This is a genomic window from Eubacterium sp. BIOML-A2, assembly GCF_009680135.1.
GTDB classification, from domain to species: Bacteria; Bacillota; Clostridia; order Lachnospirales; family Lachnospiraceae; genus Faecalicatena; species Faecalicatena contortus_B.
The window spans coordinates 33,849-47,731 of sequence record NZ_WKZK01000012.1 but is presented as its reverse complement, the minus strand read 5'-3'; the positions used below and the strand labels follow the sequence as shown (position 1 = coordinate 47,731).

Genomic DNA, 13,883 nt, shown 5'->3' with positions numbered 1-13,883 from the left:
CCTCCTAAATCGTAATTTCGTACAGGGCAGAAATGCTTCCACCGGGAAGCATGCCGGTGAGTTCCAGGGAACTGTGCGGGCTGTTCCAGGCAAAATAAAGGGCAGTATAGGTCTGGGAGGCATTGGAGAGCTGCTCCAGATTTTCCCAGATCTGTGCCAGAATGCAGTTTCTTGGAATCAGCAGATCTTCCGGAATATCCGGGAGATTCTCATCCAGCATCTGAAAGAAGGGGATCGAGATAAAAACTTCTCGGATCAGCATCAGCATGTCCAGCTCCTGTTTTAAAGGCGCCGCCTTATCCGGGCGGCTGATATACCTCCAGTAACTGCTGAAGCAGTTGATAAAATGCAGCGTCATAGGAGCCTGTTCGAGATAGGCTGCCTGGGAAACCGTAACCAGAAAATTCCGGACGGAAATCGTCTCTGCGGACATGTAAAAACCTCCTTTTACCCAAATACATTTTATAAAAATGAGTGTCGAGGCAGACCGCGCTGCCTGTTAAGATATATCGTTTCCTCTATACTATAAGTATATATTACATTTGCACCAGTGCAAAAACAAGAAAGATGTAAGAAATTAGCATTATTTTAAAGTCCAAGTGAGGCAATTTATAAAAAGTGTAGAATATTGTGGGGGAAATATTATAAAAATATGCTAATTTAGTAAGCTATTGTTGATTACAGAACCGAAATGTTTATGTAAAATGAAATTAACATGAACGAAGTGAAAAAAGGAAAGGAAGGTTATGTTATGAAAAAGAAAATGGTTGCGGTTGTTTTGGTTCTGGCGATGGCGATAGGTCTTACTGCCTGTCAGGGAGGAAGCAAGGATGCGGACAGCACGGCAAAGACGGAAGACACGAAGAGTGATGCGCAGGGAACGGATGGGGATTCACAGAGCAATCTGTCGGATCAGCTTTATATTCAGGTATCTGCATTGGGGTCAGACCCTTATTTCTACGACCACAAAATGGGCATGGAGATGGCAGGCGAAGAGCTGGGTGTGCGCACAGAATTCGTGGGGCCTGCGGAACTGGACATGAATGCCATGGTTACAGCATTTGAGCAGGCAATTGCAAAGAAACCGAACGGAATCGTGGTGGTAGGTTTCAACGAGCAGCTGACTCCGACAATTAAGAAAGCCATGGACGCAGGTATCCCGGTTGTTACGGTAGATGCCGATCTTCCGGATTCAGGCAGAATTGCATTTGTCGGAACCGGAAATGTGGAAGCGGGAATCACAGGCGGAGAGAAGATGAAAGAGCTTTTGGGCGACAGCGGAAAAGTAGCGATCATGTATAATCCGGGCCAGACGAACCTGGAAGAACGTGTGGCAGGCTATAAGCAGGCATTTGAGGGAACGGGAATCGAGATTATCGAGGAAGTGGATACCAAACAGGACAGCGTAATTGCGGCACAGAATATCGCGGCAGTTCTGCAGAAACATCCGGATCTGAACGGAATCGTCTGTGTGGATGCGACCGGCGGCACGGCAGCGGCCACTGCAGTCAGAGAAGCAGGACGTACAGGAGATGTGAAGATCATCGCAATGGACCGTTCCAATGAGATTCTGGAGGCGATTGAAGATGGTATTATTTCCGCATCTGTTGCTCAGCAGACGGCGTTAATGCCATATTATGCTACACAGCTTCTGATTAATCTGAATAACTCCAAGGTGGAGATCACATCGGATAATGCAGCGGCAGGCGTACTCGGAGTACCCGGTTATATTGACACAGGCGCTATCATTGTGGATGAATCAAATTACGAGTATTTCAAGAGATAAAGACAAGGGTATGGGCGGGATTACACCGTCCATACTATTTTAAAGGAATTATAAAGGGATTCAAAAAAGTAATTTTAAAATAAATGCATAAAAAGGAATTCGTAAAAAGGAAGGAGGGCGCCTGTGTCTGAATACATACTGGAGGCAAAAGGAATCGTCAAGATATTCCCGGGGGTCCGCGCCCTGGACGGGGTAGATCTGAAAGTGAAAAAGGGAGAAGTGCATGCCCTTGTGGGAGAAAACGGTGCAGGTAAAAGTACCCTGATGCTGACACTCGGCGGGATCCATAAGCCGGACGAGGGGGAGATCTGGATTGAAGGAGAAAAAGTGGTATTTACTTCCGCCCACGATGCACTGCAGAAGGGAATTAGTATCGTACACCAGGAATTGAGCCTGGTTCCGTGCCTGAGTGTGGCAGAAAATATATTTGCCAACCGCCAGCCGGTCAATAAGTTAAATCTGATCAAAAGAGAAGAGTTGTATAATAAAACGAAGGAAATGCTGAAACTGTTTGAGATTGAAAATATCGACCCCGCCACGCCTGTAAAGGAACTGGCGATTGCCAACCAGCAGGTTGTGGAAATCCTGAAAGCAATGTCTTTTAGGCCGAAAGTACTTGTACTGGATGAGCCCACATCTTCTCTTACGGAGGTGGAGAAGCAGAAGCTGTTCCAGAATATCCGCATCCTGAAAGAACAGGGAATCAGCTTTATCTATATATCACATCACCTGCAGGAGATTTTTGAGATTGCAGACAGTGTAACGATCCTGCGGGACGGGGCATATATCGCGGAAGCGCGGGTCACAGATATTGGCGAGGACTTTCTGATAACTAACATGGTAGGCCGGAAAATTGAAAATATTTACGGGCGCCGGAGGCCGGAACAGAAGATAGGGGAGGTGCTTTTCGAGGCTGAAGGAATTTCCAGGGGAAAAGCATTCCAAGATATATCTTTTCAGGTCAGAAGAGGAGAGATTCTCGGCGTATCGGGTCTGGTAGGAGCCGGCAGGACAGAAATCGGAAGAGGAATCTTCGGAGCAGAGCCTCTGGAGACCGGAAGGGTAGTGCTGGAGGGGAAACCGCTGCAGATCCGCTGCCCGCAGGATGCGATCCGGCAGGGTATCGGTTATATGAGCGAGGACCGGAAAGAGCAGGGGCTGTATGTAAAATTTGACATCAGGCAGAACCTGATTGCTAACCAGCTGCGCCATTTTTCGAAAAGAGGATTCCTGAGGGAAAACCAGGTTGACCAGATGGTGCAGGATGCGGTAAAGGACTTTCGCATCTCTACGCCCGGAATCCGGCAGCTGGTCAATAAACTCTCGGGAGGGAATCAACAGAAGGTGCTTCTTGCCGCCTGGTTCGGGATCCGCCCGCGGGTGCTGATTGTTGATGAGCCAACAAGAGGTGTGGATGTAGGGGCGAAAAGTGAAATATACAATCTTCTGAGAAATCTGGCGGAAACCGGCGTGGGTATTATCATGATCTCGTCCGACCTGCCTGAGATTCTGGGGGTCAGCGACCGGATTATGGTGATCAGAGAAGGCAGGAATGTGGGAATCATCCCGGCTTCGGAAGCAACAGAAGAGAAAGTAATCTCCCTGGCATCCGGCGTAGCAAAGGGTGACTGTGTTAGTACAGAGTAAAGGTGCCGCTTGGCGGCAGAGCGGAGGCAGATATGAATATGATTAAGAAATTATTAAAACAGAGGGAGGCGGCAATTGTGCTGATTGTGTTGGGACTGTCCATCATTATGACGATTGCATCCTCTGTTTTCCTGACATATCAGAATATTGTGGCATTGCTTCTGGGCATGTCCATTGAGGTAATCATTGCAGTGGGGATGGCGAATCTTATGGCCAGCGGCGGATTTGACATGTCTGTGGGGTCCATACTGGCATTTTCAGGAGTCTGTGCGGGGCTGGTGCTCAAAGCAGGAATGCCGCCAATTGTGGCGGTTGTGGTAGGAATAGTAATCGGCGGGCTGGTAGGACTGTTTAATGGGTTTATTATTGCAAAACTGGAAATCAATGCATTTGTAACAACACTGGCGTCACTCAGCCTGTTCCGCGGCCTGACTCTGATCGTGACAAGAGGCCAGAATGTAAGCGGGCTGGGGGATGCATTCAACGCCATAGGGCAGAAGGTGGTACTGGGTGTGCAGGCGCCGATCTGGTATGCCATAATACTCGTAATCATAGGCGACATCCTGATGCGGCATTCCAGGTTTTTCCGGCAGAACTACTACATAGGCGGAAACGAAAAATCCGCAAAACTTTCCGGAATCAAAGTAATCAAGATCAAGATTCTGAACTATGTGACCGTCGGCCTGCTGGCAGGTTTTGCAGGAATCGTGGCAACAGCCCGTATGGGAACTGCATCCGTACAGCAGGGCACGGGCCTGGAACTTCGCGTGATCACGGCTGTTATTATTGGCGGGGCCAGCCTGCAGGGCGGTGAAGGAAGTGTTTTCGGCGCCTTCCTCGGGTCACTTCTGATGGCACTGATCACCAATTCCCTTACACTGTTGGGGGTGGATATTTACTGGCAGACTTTCGTAACCGGTGCAACGCTGCTTACGGCAGTTTTGATTGACCAGCTGGGGAAGAAAAGAAAGAAAATGTGATCTGAGAAAAAATGAGAATATTCTGAAAACGGTGAGCAAAGGGGTCAGACCCCTCTGTGAAAGGAGAAGCTTATATGGATAGCAGGGAAAAAATCAGCAGGGCTCTGGCGCATCGCAGCGGCCCGGTACCATTGGATATCGGCGCAACCTCGGTGACCGGGGTGCATATATCAATTGTAGAAAAACTAAGAGAGTATTATGGCTTGGAAAAACGTCCGGTGCGTCTGATGGAGCCGCTTCAGATGCTGGGTACGGTAGATGAGGATCTGAAGCAGGTAATGGGAATAGATACTACGCAGATTTGGAATCCAAACACGATTTTTGGTTTCAGGGATGAAGGATGTAAGGAGTGGCGGACTCCATGGGGGCAGGATATTTTAGTACCGGATAACTTTGAAACGTTTACGGATGCCAGGGGAGATGTGTTCCTATATGTGGCAGGAGACCGAAGCCTTCCTCCTACCGCAAAAATGCCTCTGGGCAGCTATTTTTTTGACTGCCTGTTAAGGGGAGAGGACTATGATGAGGACAATCTGCATGTGGAGGATAACCTGGAGGAATTCGGTTATATATCGGATGAAGATCTGGAATCTATCCGGACACAGTGCGAATCGGCAGACAAAAGTGGTTATGGCGTTATAGCTGCGTTCGGAGGCACCGGTATCGGTGATGTGGCATTTGTACCCGGCAGTATGCTTAAACATCCAAAGGGAATCCGGGATATTGAGGAATGGTATATTGCCACTTTGACAAACCAGGATTATCTTCACGCAGTTTTTGAAAAACAGACGGATATAGCTCTTGAGAATCTAAAAAAAATAAAAGAGACAGTAGGAGATGTTCCTCAGGCCGCATTTACCTGCGGCACAGATTTTGGAACCCAAAAGTGTCCATTTTGCTCGAATGAAACTTTCCGGAATCTGTATATGCCGTATTATAAGAAAATTAATAAATGGATCCATGCAAATACATCGTGGAAGACATTTAAACACTCCTGTGGGTCAATTAAGGCTCTGATCCCAGAGCTGATCGAATGCGGATTTGATATTCTGAATCCGGTTCAGTGGACAGCGAAAAATATGGATCCCCGGGAGCTGAAAAAGGAGTTCGGAAAAGATATTGTATTCTGGGGCGGCGGAGTGGATACGCAGAAAACATTTGCCTTTGGAAAAGCTGAGCAGGTTCGGGAAGAAGTACTGGAAATGTGCCGGATTTTTTCAGAAGGCGGCGGGTTTGTTTTTAACACGATACATAACATTCAGGCAATGACTCCTGTGGAAAATGTAGTAGCAATGATTGATGCGGTGAAAGAATTTAACAGGTAAGTCGCAGGATGGAACTCCGAAACGGCAGGAGCCGTCGAACCGGATATTTGGGATCTGGTTTGGCGGCTCCTGATAATATTTTTTCCTGCAGCTGGGTTAGCGTTTGTAAGGGGCATGTAGTTGTTTAGGTAAAGGATGGCTGGAATATATTACAGATATTGTCTAAATTTAAATTAAACTTCAATATAATTTTTTGATTTTATTATTGACATATGTTCATAATGAGGTATACTGAAAAAAGGAAAAGAGGTGATGATATGGCCAGACCACAAAAGTGCAGATGCATCTGTTCCATTCCGGGGACTACGGGATTTTTGCCTGAGGGCAGTACTCCTAATGGGACGGTGACAATCGGATATGATGAGTACGAGGTGATCCGACTGCTGGATTATGTGCAGCTTACTCAGGCAGAGTGTGCGAAGAAGATGGATATATCCCGTCCTACCGTTACGAGAATTTATAATGAGGCAAGACAGAAAATGGCTGATGCCATGGTGAATGGCAGAAGTATCAGAATCGAAGGCGGCGATGTGATCGTATGCCGTGCTATGAAACCGGAATGTGTCAATGAATTGCATTGCTGTCATAGAAAATAGTATGGATATATTATAAAACCAAAGGAGAATAAATATGAAAGTATTGATTATTGGAGGAGTGGCTGCCGGTACGAAGGCTGCAGCAAAATTAAAGCGCCAGGATCGCAGTGCTGAAGTTATGATTATAACAAAAGATCAGGATATATCCTATGCAGGCTGTGGTCTGCCATATTACGTGGGTGGAATGATTGAAAAGAGAGAAGCATTAATTGTCAATACACCACAGAAGTATTCTATGCTTACCGGTGTGGAGGTTAGGATCGGCATAGAAGCTGTGGGCCTGGATTCAGATAAGAAAGTCGTAAAAGCCAGAAATCTTCAATCCCAGGCAGAAGAAGAGTATTCCTATGATAAGCTGATCATTGCTACAGGCGCTTCTCCGTCCGTACCGCGGGTAGAAGGGATGCAGCTTGCTGGTGTATTTCGTATGCGAACACCTGATGATGCAATTGGAGTAAGGTCTTATGCAGAAGACCGCGGAGTGAAAAAAGCAGTTGTAGTTGGAGCCGGTTTTATAGGCCTGGAGGTTGCTGAAAACCTGAAAGCGAGGGGGATACAGGTCACAGTGATTGATTTTGCTGCCCAGATTCTACCCAATATTCTGGATCCCGAAATGGCTGCCTATGCGAAAAAGCATCTTCAGAAGGAGGGTATACGTGTAATAACGGGTACAAAGGCCGAGGCGATCATGGGTACGGACAGTGTAACTGCTGTGAAAACAACTGCGGGAACGCTGCCTTGCGAAATGGTGATTATGGCTGCAGGTATACGGCCAAATACGGCATTTTTAAATGAAAGCGGCATTGAAATGTTCAAAGGAACTATTCTGGTAGACGGACAGATGAAGACCAGTTTGGAGGATGTTTATGCTGCAGGCGACTGCGCGATGGTAACAAACCGGATCACAGGGAAGAGACAGTGGTCTCCCATGGGCTCTTCTGCTAATATGGAAGGCCGGACACTTGCACAGGTTCTGACAGGCGCCGTCAAAGAATACAAGGGAGTCCTGGGAACCGGCGTTGTGAAGCTCCCGAATCTGAACTGCGGGCGTACGGGACTGACAGAGGCACAGGCAAAAGAAGCGGGATATGAGGTGGTGACGGCCCTTGCAGTAACAGAAGATAAGGCACACTACTATCCGGGAGCCGCATCTTTTGTAACAAAGCTGATTGCGGATAAAGAGACGCATAAGCTTCTGGGAGCGCAGGTATTTGGCCCCGGAGCGGTAAATAAGATGGTTGACATTGCGGTGATGGGAATCAACATGGGTGCAGTCCTGGAAGATTATGAAAACGCTGATTTCGCATATGCACCTCCATTCTCAACAGCAATCCATCCCTTTGTCCAGGCGGTATATATTCTGTTGAACAAGATCAATGGAGAACTTGTGAGTATGACTCCTGCCGAATACGCAGAAGGAAAAGCGGATGGATGGCGTATTCTGGATGTAGGTCTGTCCCCGTCTATCCGTGGAGCGCAATATATTAATCTGGGCACGGTAAACGGAGAACTTGAGGGGATTGGCAAAGATGAGAAACTGCTGTTAGTCTGTACAAAGGGGAAACGGGCGTATTTCCTTCAAAACAGACTGAGATACTTTGGTTATGCAAACACGGCAGCATTAGAAGGCGGTGTCTTTTTCAACGATGTGAAGGTGAAAAAGACGTAGGCTGAAGTTTCAGCGGAAGATGTAACAAGGATTAAGGCACTTGTCTTCATCAGAGATAAGACGACCTCCGATAAGTTTAACGGACGTGTTATCACAAGAAATGGAAAGATCACTGCGGAAGAGGCCCGTACAATTGCAGAAGCTGCTGAGCTCTACGGAAGTGGTGAAGTGACGATGACCTCCCGGCTAACCGTCGAGATTCAGGGAGTACCATATGATAATATAGAGCCACTTAGAGAATATCTGATGCAGGCAGGCCTCGAGACTGGGGGGACGGGATCGAAGGTCCGTCCGGTTGTATCCTGCAAAGGCACAACATGCCAGTATGGATTGATCGATACATTTGGGCTTTCAGAGGAGATACACGAACGCTTTTATCACGGGTATTCCAGCGTGAAATTGCCGGACAAGTTTAAGATTGCGGCAGGCGGATGTCCAAATAACTGTGTGAAACCGGATCTGAATGATCTGGGAATCATCGGACAGCGTGTACCGCAGATTGATTTCGAAAAGTGCCGTGACTGTAATAAATGTCAGGTTATGGAAACTTGTTAAACATCCAGCTTAAACAGGCAGGTATAGGTATTATATAGATAAAACGGACACGGGGGAAATCGTGTTGTGGCAGAATGCTTCAGCAAAATATTTCTTTCCCGTGTCCAGTTACTATTACAATTGTTCCGCCTGGAGATAGTACCGGATATCTTCTTCCGTCAGCGAAAAATACTTTCTGAGCCGACTGGCAATAACTTCATCGGTATAGCCATCATCAGTTAGAGCTTGTACGAAAAGTAAAATATCCTGACGCATAACATCCTGCGTGACTTGTTTGGTGACCTGTTCGGTAACTTGTTCGGTAACTTGTTTGGTGACCTGTTCGGTAACTTGTTTGGTAACCTGTTCGGTAACTTCTTCAGTGACGTCTTCAGTCACCTGCTCAATTACATCCAGAGCAATCAGATTAGTAAACTTTGCCACCTCTTTTTGTACATCTTCAGCAAATAATTCATGTAATGCTTCACACATATCTTTCACCTCCTCAAATGTGTTATGGTTTGCCCGGACTATTACGTCCATCATAGCCTGATAATCTTTGGAATGTTTATGCTTTTGATAGTCCTCCATCAGCATATCCAGATGTTCTCCTGGCACCAAATCTGTGCGCAGGCTGCTGAGCCAGAGGTTTTCCTTATAGGGCAGTTGGGGGATCAGTATTAACTGCATGGGGATAGGATCTCCTCTCAGATAGTAAATACCTGAAGATACCTGGCCGATGGTAATATTTCTTTCCTTTTTTAACTTTTTGGACATCTCTCTTGGATACTGGCTGCATACAAAAGAGATGGTTATGTCCTGGGCAGAAATTTCATCAACATGTTCCGTATTAGCTTTGTAGAAACAGGCGTATGCATATGTTTTATAAAAATCGTCTATGTTTAATGTATCCCCAGGGCTCTTATACTCGAAGATATTATGACCGCGCAGGATTCTCCCAAAATCCTTCTTTAGCGGCTCTTTGTCCTTTTTAATTAAAACCAGATCAATACGCATGGGCATTTTATTCAATCCAAGTTCCGTTTGGAATGTTATGGTTTCTGCCTCCTCTGCCGTATTGAGCTGAATGGCTGTTCCAAATATGGGATGCCATTGCAGCATTTGATCATTCATTTAGTACCTCCATTATAGCATGCTCGGTTTGAAGCAGGTAACAGTTCGTAACATAATTTACTGTGGCTTTAAACCCTCAATAGGCAGCACCTCTTTCAAATGGGCGCTGCTGTTGTGAACAAGTAATGTGTAAACAGCAGCAGAGTGATTACAAATCTGGATTCTTTGACGAGTGTCAGAAAAAAATAGATTTTCAATAGAAATAAAGATTTGTGCAGACAGGATATCATATCCGGATGAGGAAAAGCAATGTGTTTATTGTTGAAAAATAAGGGAATAATGTTGAAAACATAGACTTAATAAAAAGGAGAATCATAAGATGCTCTCCATTTATATTTTGAAGATAATACAGGAAAAAACAAATCCCCCGCAGACTCCTGCGGGGGATTTGACTTAGGTTTGCATAGAATTCAAATCTGACGAATCACTAAAACCGGATTATGCTCCAACTACGTTAACAGCCTGAGGTCCGCGGTTTCCTTCTGTGATGTCAAATGATACTTTCTGTCCTTCTTCCAGAGATTTGTAACCATCGGAAGCGATTCCTGAAAAGTGTACGAATACGTCTTCTCCGTTAGCATCGTTTGTAATAAATCCAAATCCTTTTTGTGCGTTAAACCATTTTACTGTACCGTTATTCATAATAGGTACCTCCTAAATATAATATTTGTAAATCTCAGAAAATAAAAAATCACATATTTTTGTAAGGCATTATCAATGGAACATAATGACTTACAAAAATATGTGAAATCTAACTCCGATGAAAATACACCTATAGGATAGCATGAGATTTATGATTAGTCAAGTGATACGTGAAATATTCATATAAAAACAAAATAATCATATAAATGCATTGAAAACATTCATAATAAATGATAAAATAAGCGTGAAAAGATAATAAACGATAGTTTTAATGAAAAATAACAATCATTTAAGGCAGGAGGAAGCAAAATGAGCAAAGTGAATGAACTGACAAGAGAGAAATGGGTACTCGGAGCATTTCCGGAATGGGGAACCTGGCTGAACGAGGAAATTGATGAGGAAGTAGTTGCCCCGGGAACATTCGCCATGTGGTGGATTGGATGCACCGGGCTCTGGATCAAATCCGAGAACAGTACGAACATTGCAATCGACCTGTGGTTCGGCAATGGTAAAAGAAGCAAAAAGACAAAGGAGATGGCTCCGTTCCATCAGATGCGCAATATGACAGGGGGAAGGATGACGCAGCCAAACCTGCGTGCGGCGCCGATTGTTTACGATCCGTTTGCCGTTACAACTGTGGATGCGGTACTGTCCACCCACTACCACAATGACCACATTGACCCGTTCTTTGCGGCAGCGGTTATGCAGAACTGTGAGCCTGACGTCCCATTTATCGGGCCCCTCAAGAGCGTTGAAAAGTGGCTCAGCTATGGAGTTCCGGAAGAAAGATGCAGAATTGTAAAACCGGGAGATGTGATTCGGGTAAAAGACTGCGAGATTGTGGTATTGGATTCCTTTGACAGAACCTGTCTTGTAACCGCGGATGAGGATATTCGGAATACCTGCCCCAACGATATGGATGAAAAAGCGGTCAATTACCTGATCAAAACACCGGCTGGAACCGTTTATCACAGCGGGGACTCTCATTACTCTACATATTATGCAAAACATGGCAAAGACTATGATATAGACATTGCTTTTGGTTCTTATGGTGAAAACCCGGCCGGAAATCAGGATAAGATGACATCTGTGGATATCCTTCGAATGGCAGAGGCTCTGCAGTGTAAGGTCGTGATTCCGTTCCATTATGATGTATGGACGAACTTTAAGGCAGACCCGGCGGAGATTTTGATGCTTTACAACTTTAAAAAAGATGTGTTACAGTATCAGTTCACACCATTCATCTGGGATGTGGGTGGAAAATATATCTGGCCCCTAGACAAAGATAAAAAACAGTTCCATTATAGAAGAGGATTTGAAGACTGCTTTACAGATGAGCCAAACGTGCCTTACCGTTCCATTCTGTAAAAAAATATTCGGGAAAAAGGAGAATGCGGAAATGTTATTAAGAGAATTAGTGGAGAAAAAACGAGTTTGCTTTCATAAAGGATTTGATACATGGGAAGAAGCGGTAGCGGCATCCTGCCAGCCTCTTCTGGACGATGGCTCTATCGAGCAGGCATATATTGATGCTGTAATCGGCTGCGTGAAAAAATATGGCCCTTACATAGTGTTTGCACCTAATATCGCAATGCCGCATTCGCAGGAAGGCGCTGTGGGAGTGAATGACACGGCAGTATCATTCATGAAACTGGAGGAACCTGTACATTTTGAAGAAGGTAATCCGGAAAAAGACGCCAAGCTGTTCTTTGTTCTGGCTTCCAAAGACCACGACGAACATATGAAAAACATGGAAAAACTGGCCAATATGCTGTTGACAGCCGATATCATGGATGCATTGATGAATGTTAAGGATGAAGAAGAACTTCTTGCACTGGATGCAAAGTATTCTGAGCTATGAGAAATCTTTTTTATCAGAACTGGACAACTGCGAGCAGGAATATACGGGAGAGCGAAGGTGTTCTGTTAACCCTTGGTTCAGTGGAGGAGCATGGCCTCCACCTGCCTCTCGGGACGGATACAATACTGGCGCATGCATTTGCACAAGAGATCTGTGAAAGAGAGGACATGTATTATTATCCATGTATAACCTATGGACAGGTATGGTCCGCCAGGGAGTTTGAGAGCACTATATCTATCAGTCCGGCATGTCTTGAAAATTACTGCCTGCAGGCCGTGGAAAGTGTGATGCGTGCCAGCCCCAGGCGGATTATTTTGTATTCTTTCCATAACGGAAATCATAAGGTCATTGAAGAGGTTCTTCGAACTTTGGCCGATCGCGGGACCGGAGATCATGTGTATCATATGAAGGCTGCCGGAATTGAAAAGAAAGCAGGACATATTCTGACTACGCCTCTGTGGAACGGAAGTGTATGGCATGCGGGAGAACTGGAGACTTCTCTGATGCTCTATGTTAAGGAGGAACTGGTGGATATGAAAGCTGTGACCACAGAATTCCCGCCGGTTCCGCTTCTTTATGGTAAAAAGCCGGTGCCATGGAGAACTTTTATAGAGAGCGGGGCCTTCGGAGATGCATCCGCAGCGACTGCGGAAAAAGGCAGGGAATTATTTGAACTTATATGCCGGGAGCTGCAGGAACAAATACGCTGTATAAAAGAAGGAGAGAACTATGAGCGAAATTAAGCTTGTCGTCTGCGATCTGGACGGGACACTTTTAAATGACGAGAAAATGATCACCCCCTATACGGTATCTGTGATGAAAAAAGTCAGGGAGATGGGGATTGCTTTCTGCCTTGCCTCCGGACGGGATGAACAGATGATGTCCATCTATGAAAAACAGCTTGGCGGCTGTGAATACATGTTGTCTGATAATGGCGCACTTGTGCGAAGCGGTAAGCGGGTGATCTGCTGTAATTTTCTGGCAGAGGAGGATACCGCCAGTCTTCTGGCCTATCTGAATGAACAGCAGATGACATTTATGATGTATTCTGCAGAACAAATGTATTTTTCTGAGGGAAGCGAAAAATTGAAAAAGAGGATCCGGGATTACGAGGCGCTGTCTCAGAAAGCAGGCTGCCCGGTAAAACTCAAGGTCAGGGAGTTCCTCCGGAGCGGCTCTGTGCTGGGGTACAAGACTGCTGCAAAAATCGTGGCCTACGTGGAAAACGAAACAGCAATGGAAGCGTACATAAGTTTCGTTGACAGTCTGGCAAACGTGCACCATGAACCAACGGGGTATGGCCTTTTAGGTGCATTTCAGAGTCAGGTCTCCAAAAAAACTGCTCTTGAGACAATTATGCAGGAGATGAAGATCGGTAAAGAAAACGTCTGTGTATTCGGGGATTATGAAAACGATCTGAGTATGTTTGCATGCGCGGATTATAGAATTTGCATGGAAAACGGCGTAAAGGCACTGAAAGACGCGGCCAGCAGTGTGACATTCAGCAATAATGACGATGGTGTGGCAAGATACCTGGAAAAAGAGTTGGGAATTGTGACCAAACAGTGATTATATGAATTATAACGAACGTAAAACAAATATATAGCAATGAAATGGTAATTAATGAGGCGTAAAACTTATTTAAAGAGCAAAAAGTTCATATAAAACGATAAATAATCATATAATAAGATTGACAATTATCATAACGA

General features: G+C 45.4%; 14 protein-coding genes. 11 read left to right on the top strand and 3 right to left on the bottom strand.

Features of this window, described 5'->3' with window-relative positions; genetic code table 11:
• Positions 1–4 precede the first annotated feature (4 nt).
• Positions 5–433 carry a hypothetical protein gene (locus tag GKG43_RS06600; protein ID WP_055152592.1) on the bottom strand — a complete coding sequence of 143 codons (429 nt, stop codon included), beginning with the start codon at positions 431–433 and terminating at the stop codon, positions 5–7.
• 318 nt (positions 434–751) lie between these two features.
• On the opposite strand from GKG43_RS06600, the gene GKG43_RS06595 reads away from it, so the two are divergent.
• From GKG43_RS06595 to GKG43_RS23670, 7 genes are all read left to right on the top strand, one after another.
• Positions 752–1,786 carry a substrate-binding domain-containing protein gene (locus GKG43_RS06595; protein ID WP_070102382.1) on the top strand — a complete coding sequence of 345 codons (1,035 nt, stop codon included), beginning with the start codon at positions 752–754 and terminating at the stop codon, positions 1,784–1,786.
• Between the two features lie 123 nt (positions 1,787–1,909).
• Entirely contained in the window at positions 1,910–3,433 is a 1,524-nt protein-coding gene (locus tag GKG43_RS06590) for a sugar ABC transporter ATP-binding protein (RefSeq protein WP_050640757.1), read from the top strand.
• Positions 3,434–3,465: 32 nt separating this feature from the next.
• Positions 3,466–4,413 (top strand): ABC transporter permease, encoded by a 948-nt coding sequence (locus GKG43_RS06585; protein ID WP_050640756.1) that lies wholly within the window; start codon positions 3,466–3,468, stop codon positions 4,411–4,413.
• A gap of 74 nt (positions 4,414–4,487) precedes the next feature.
• The gene (locus GKG43_RS06580) at positions 4,488–5,738 is read left to right on the top strand and encodes a uroporphyrinogen decarboxylase family protein (protein ID WP_055152588.1); all 1,251 of its coding nucleotides are present in this window, start codon (positions 4,488–4,490) and stop codon (positions 5,736–5,738) included.
• A gap of 257 nt (positions 5,739–5,995) precedes the next feature.
• Positions 5,996–6,334, top strand: coding sequence for a DUF134 domain-containing protein (locus GKG43_RS06575; protein WP_050640754.1), 339 nt, complete (start codon positions 5,996–5,998; stop codon positions 6,332–6,334).
• A 34-nt stretch (positions 6,335–6,368) separates the two neighbouring features.
• The gene (locus tag GKG43_RS06570; protein WP_347561972.1) at positions 6,369–8,003 is read left to right on the top strand and encodes an FAD-dependent oxidoreductase; all 1,635 of its coding nucleotides are present in this window, start codon (positions 6,369–6,371) and stop codon (positions 8,001–8,003) included.
• Between the two features lie 30 nt (positions 8,004–8,033).
• Positions 8,034–8,558 carry a hypothetical protein gene (locus tag GKG43_RS23670; RefSeq protein WP_330377681.1) on the top strand — a complete coding sequence of 175 codons (525 nt, stop codon included), beginning with the start codon at positions 8,034–8,036 and terminating at the stop codon, positions 8,556–8,558.
• 114 nt (positions 8,559–8,672) lie between these two features.
• Here GKG43_RS23670 and GKG43_RS06565 read toward each other — a convergent pair whose 3' ends face one another.
• Positions 8,673–9,671, bottom strand: a complete 999-nt coding sequence (locus tag GKG43_RS06565) for a hypothetical protein (RefSeq protein ID WP_055153783.1) — start codon at positions 9,669–9,671, stop codon at positions 8,673–8,675.
• Between the two features lie 438 nt (positions 9,672–10,109).
• Positions 10,110–10,313 carry a cold-shock protein gene (locus GKG43_RS06560; RefSeq protein WP_009001509.1) on the bottom strand — a complete coding sequence of 68 codons (204 nt, stop codon included), beginning with the start codon at positions 10,311–10,313 and terminating at the stop codon, positions 10,110–10,112.
• 309 nt (positions 10,314–10,622) lie between these two features.
• On the opposite strand from GKG43_RS06560, the gene ulaG reads away from it, so the two are divergent.
• Genes ulaG through GKG43_RS06540 form a run of 4 tightly spaced genes read left to right on the top strand, consistent with a single transcriptional unit; the run spans position 10,623 to position 13,743 of the window.
• Positions 10,623–11,681, top strand: coding sequence for an L-ascorbate 6-phosphate lactonase (gene ulaG / locus GKG43_RS06555; RefSeq protein WP_055153781.1), 1,059 nt, complete (start codon positions 10,623–10,625; stop codon positions 11,679–11,681).
• A gap of 31 nt (positions 11,682–11,712) precedes the next feature.
• Complete coding sequence (locus GKG43_RS06550) at positions 11,713–12,174, top strand: PTS sugar transporter subunit IIA (protein WP_025655784.1); 462 nt, start codon at positions 11,713–11,715, stop codon at positions 12,172–12,174.
• Positions 12,171–12,917 (top strand): creatininase family protein, encoded by a 747-nt coding sequence (locus GKG43_RS06545; protein WP_055153779.1) that lies wholly within the window; start codon positions 12,171–12,173, stop codon positions 12,915–12,917. The genes GKG43_RS06550 and GKG43_RS06545 overlap by 4 nt, the downstream gene beginning before the upstream one ends.
• Positions 12,904–13,743, top strand: a complete 840-nt coding sequence (locus GKG43_RS06540) for an HAD family hydrolase (protein WP_055153777.1) — start codon at positions 12,904–12,906, stop codon at positions 13,741–13,743. Before GKG43_RS06545 ends, GKG43_RS06540 begins: the two co-directional genes overlap by 14 nt.
• The last annotated feature ends 140 nt before the right edge of the window (positions 13,744–13,883 follow it).

What these genes read in the sequence shown, in the direction of transcription:
- GKG43_RS06600 (WP_055152592.1), bottom strand. Translation starts at nt 433, where the DNA reads ATGTCCGCAGAGACGATTTCCGTCCGGAATTTTCTGGTTACGGTTTCC.
- GKG43_RS06595 (WP_070102382.1), top strand. Translation starts at nt 752, where the DNA reads ATGAAAAAGAAAATGGTTGCGGTTGTTTTGGTTCTGGCGATGGCGATA.
- GKG43_RS06585 (WP_050640756.1), top strand. Translation starts at nt 3,466, where the DNA reads ATGAATATGATTAAGAAATTATTAAAACAGAGGGAGGCGGCAATTGTG.
- GKG43_RS06580 (WP_055152588.1), top strand. Translation starts at nt 4,488, where the DNA reads ATGGATAGCAGGGAAAAAATCAGCAGGGCTCTGGCGCATCGCAGCGGC.
- GKG43_RS06575 (WP_050640754.1), top strand. Translation starts at nt 5,996, where the DNA reads ATGGCCAGACCACAAAAGTGCAGATGCATCTGTTCCATTCCGGGGACT.
- GKG43_RS06570 (WP_347561972.1), top strand. Translation starts at nt 6,369, where the DNA reads ATGAAAGTATTGATTATTGGAGGAGTGGCTGCCGGTACGAAGGCTGCA.
- GKG43_RS06565 (WP_055153783.1), bottom strand. Translation starts at nt 9,671, where the DNA reads ATGAATGATCAAATGCTGCAATGGCATCCCATATTTGGAACAGCCATT.
- GKG43_RS06560 (WP_009001509.1), bottom strand. Translation starts at nt 10,313, where the DNA reads ATGAATAACGGTACAGTAAAATGGTTTAACGCACAAAAAGGATTTGGA.
- ulaG (WP_055153781.1), top strand. Translation starts at nt 10,623, where the DNA reads ATGAGCAAAGTGAATGAACTGACAAGAGAGAAATGGGTACTCGGAGCA.
- GKG43_RS06550 (WP_025655784.1), top strand. Translation starts at nt 11,713, where the DNA reads ATGTTATTAAGAGAATTAGTGGAGAAAAAACGAGTTTGCTTTCATAAA.
- GKG43_RS06545 (WP_055153779.1), top strand. Translation starts at nt 12,171, where the DNA reads ATGAGAAATCTTTTTTATCAGAACTGGACAACTGCGAGCAGGAATATA.
- GKG43_RS06540 (WP_055153777.1), top strand. Translation starts at nt 12,904, where the DNA reads ATGAGCGAAATTAAGCTTGTCGTCTGCGATCTGGACGGGACACTTTTA.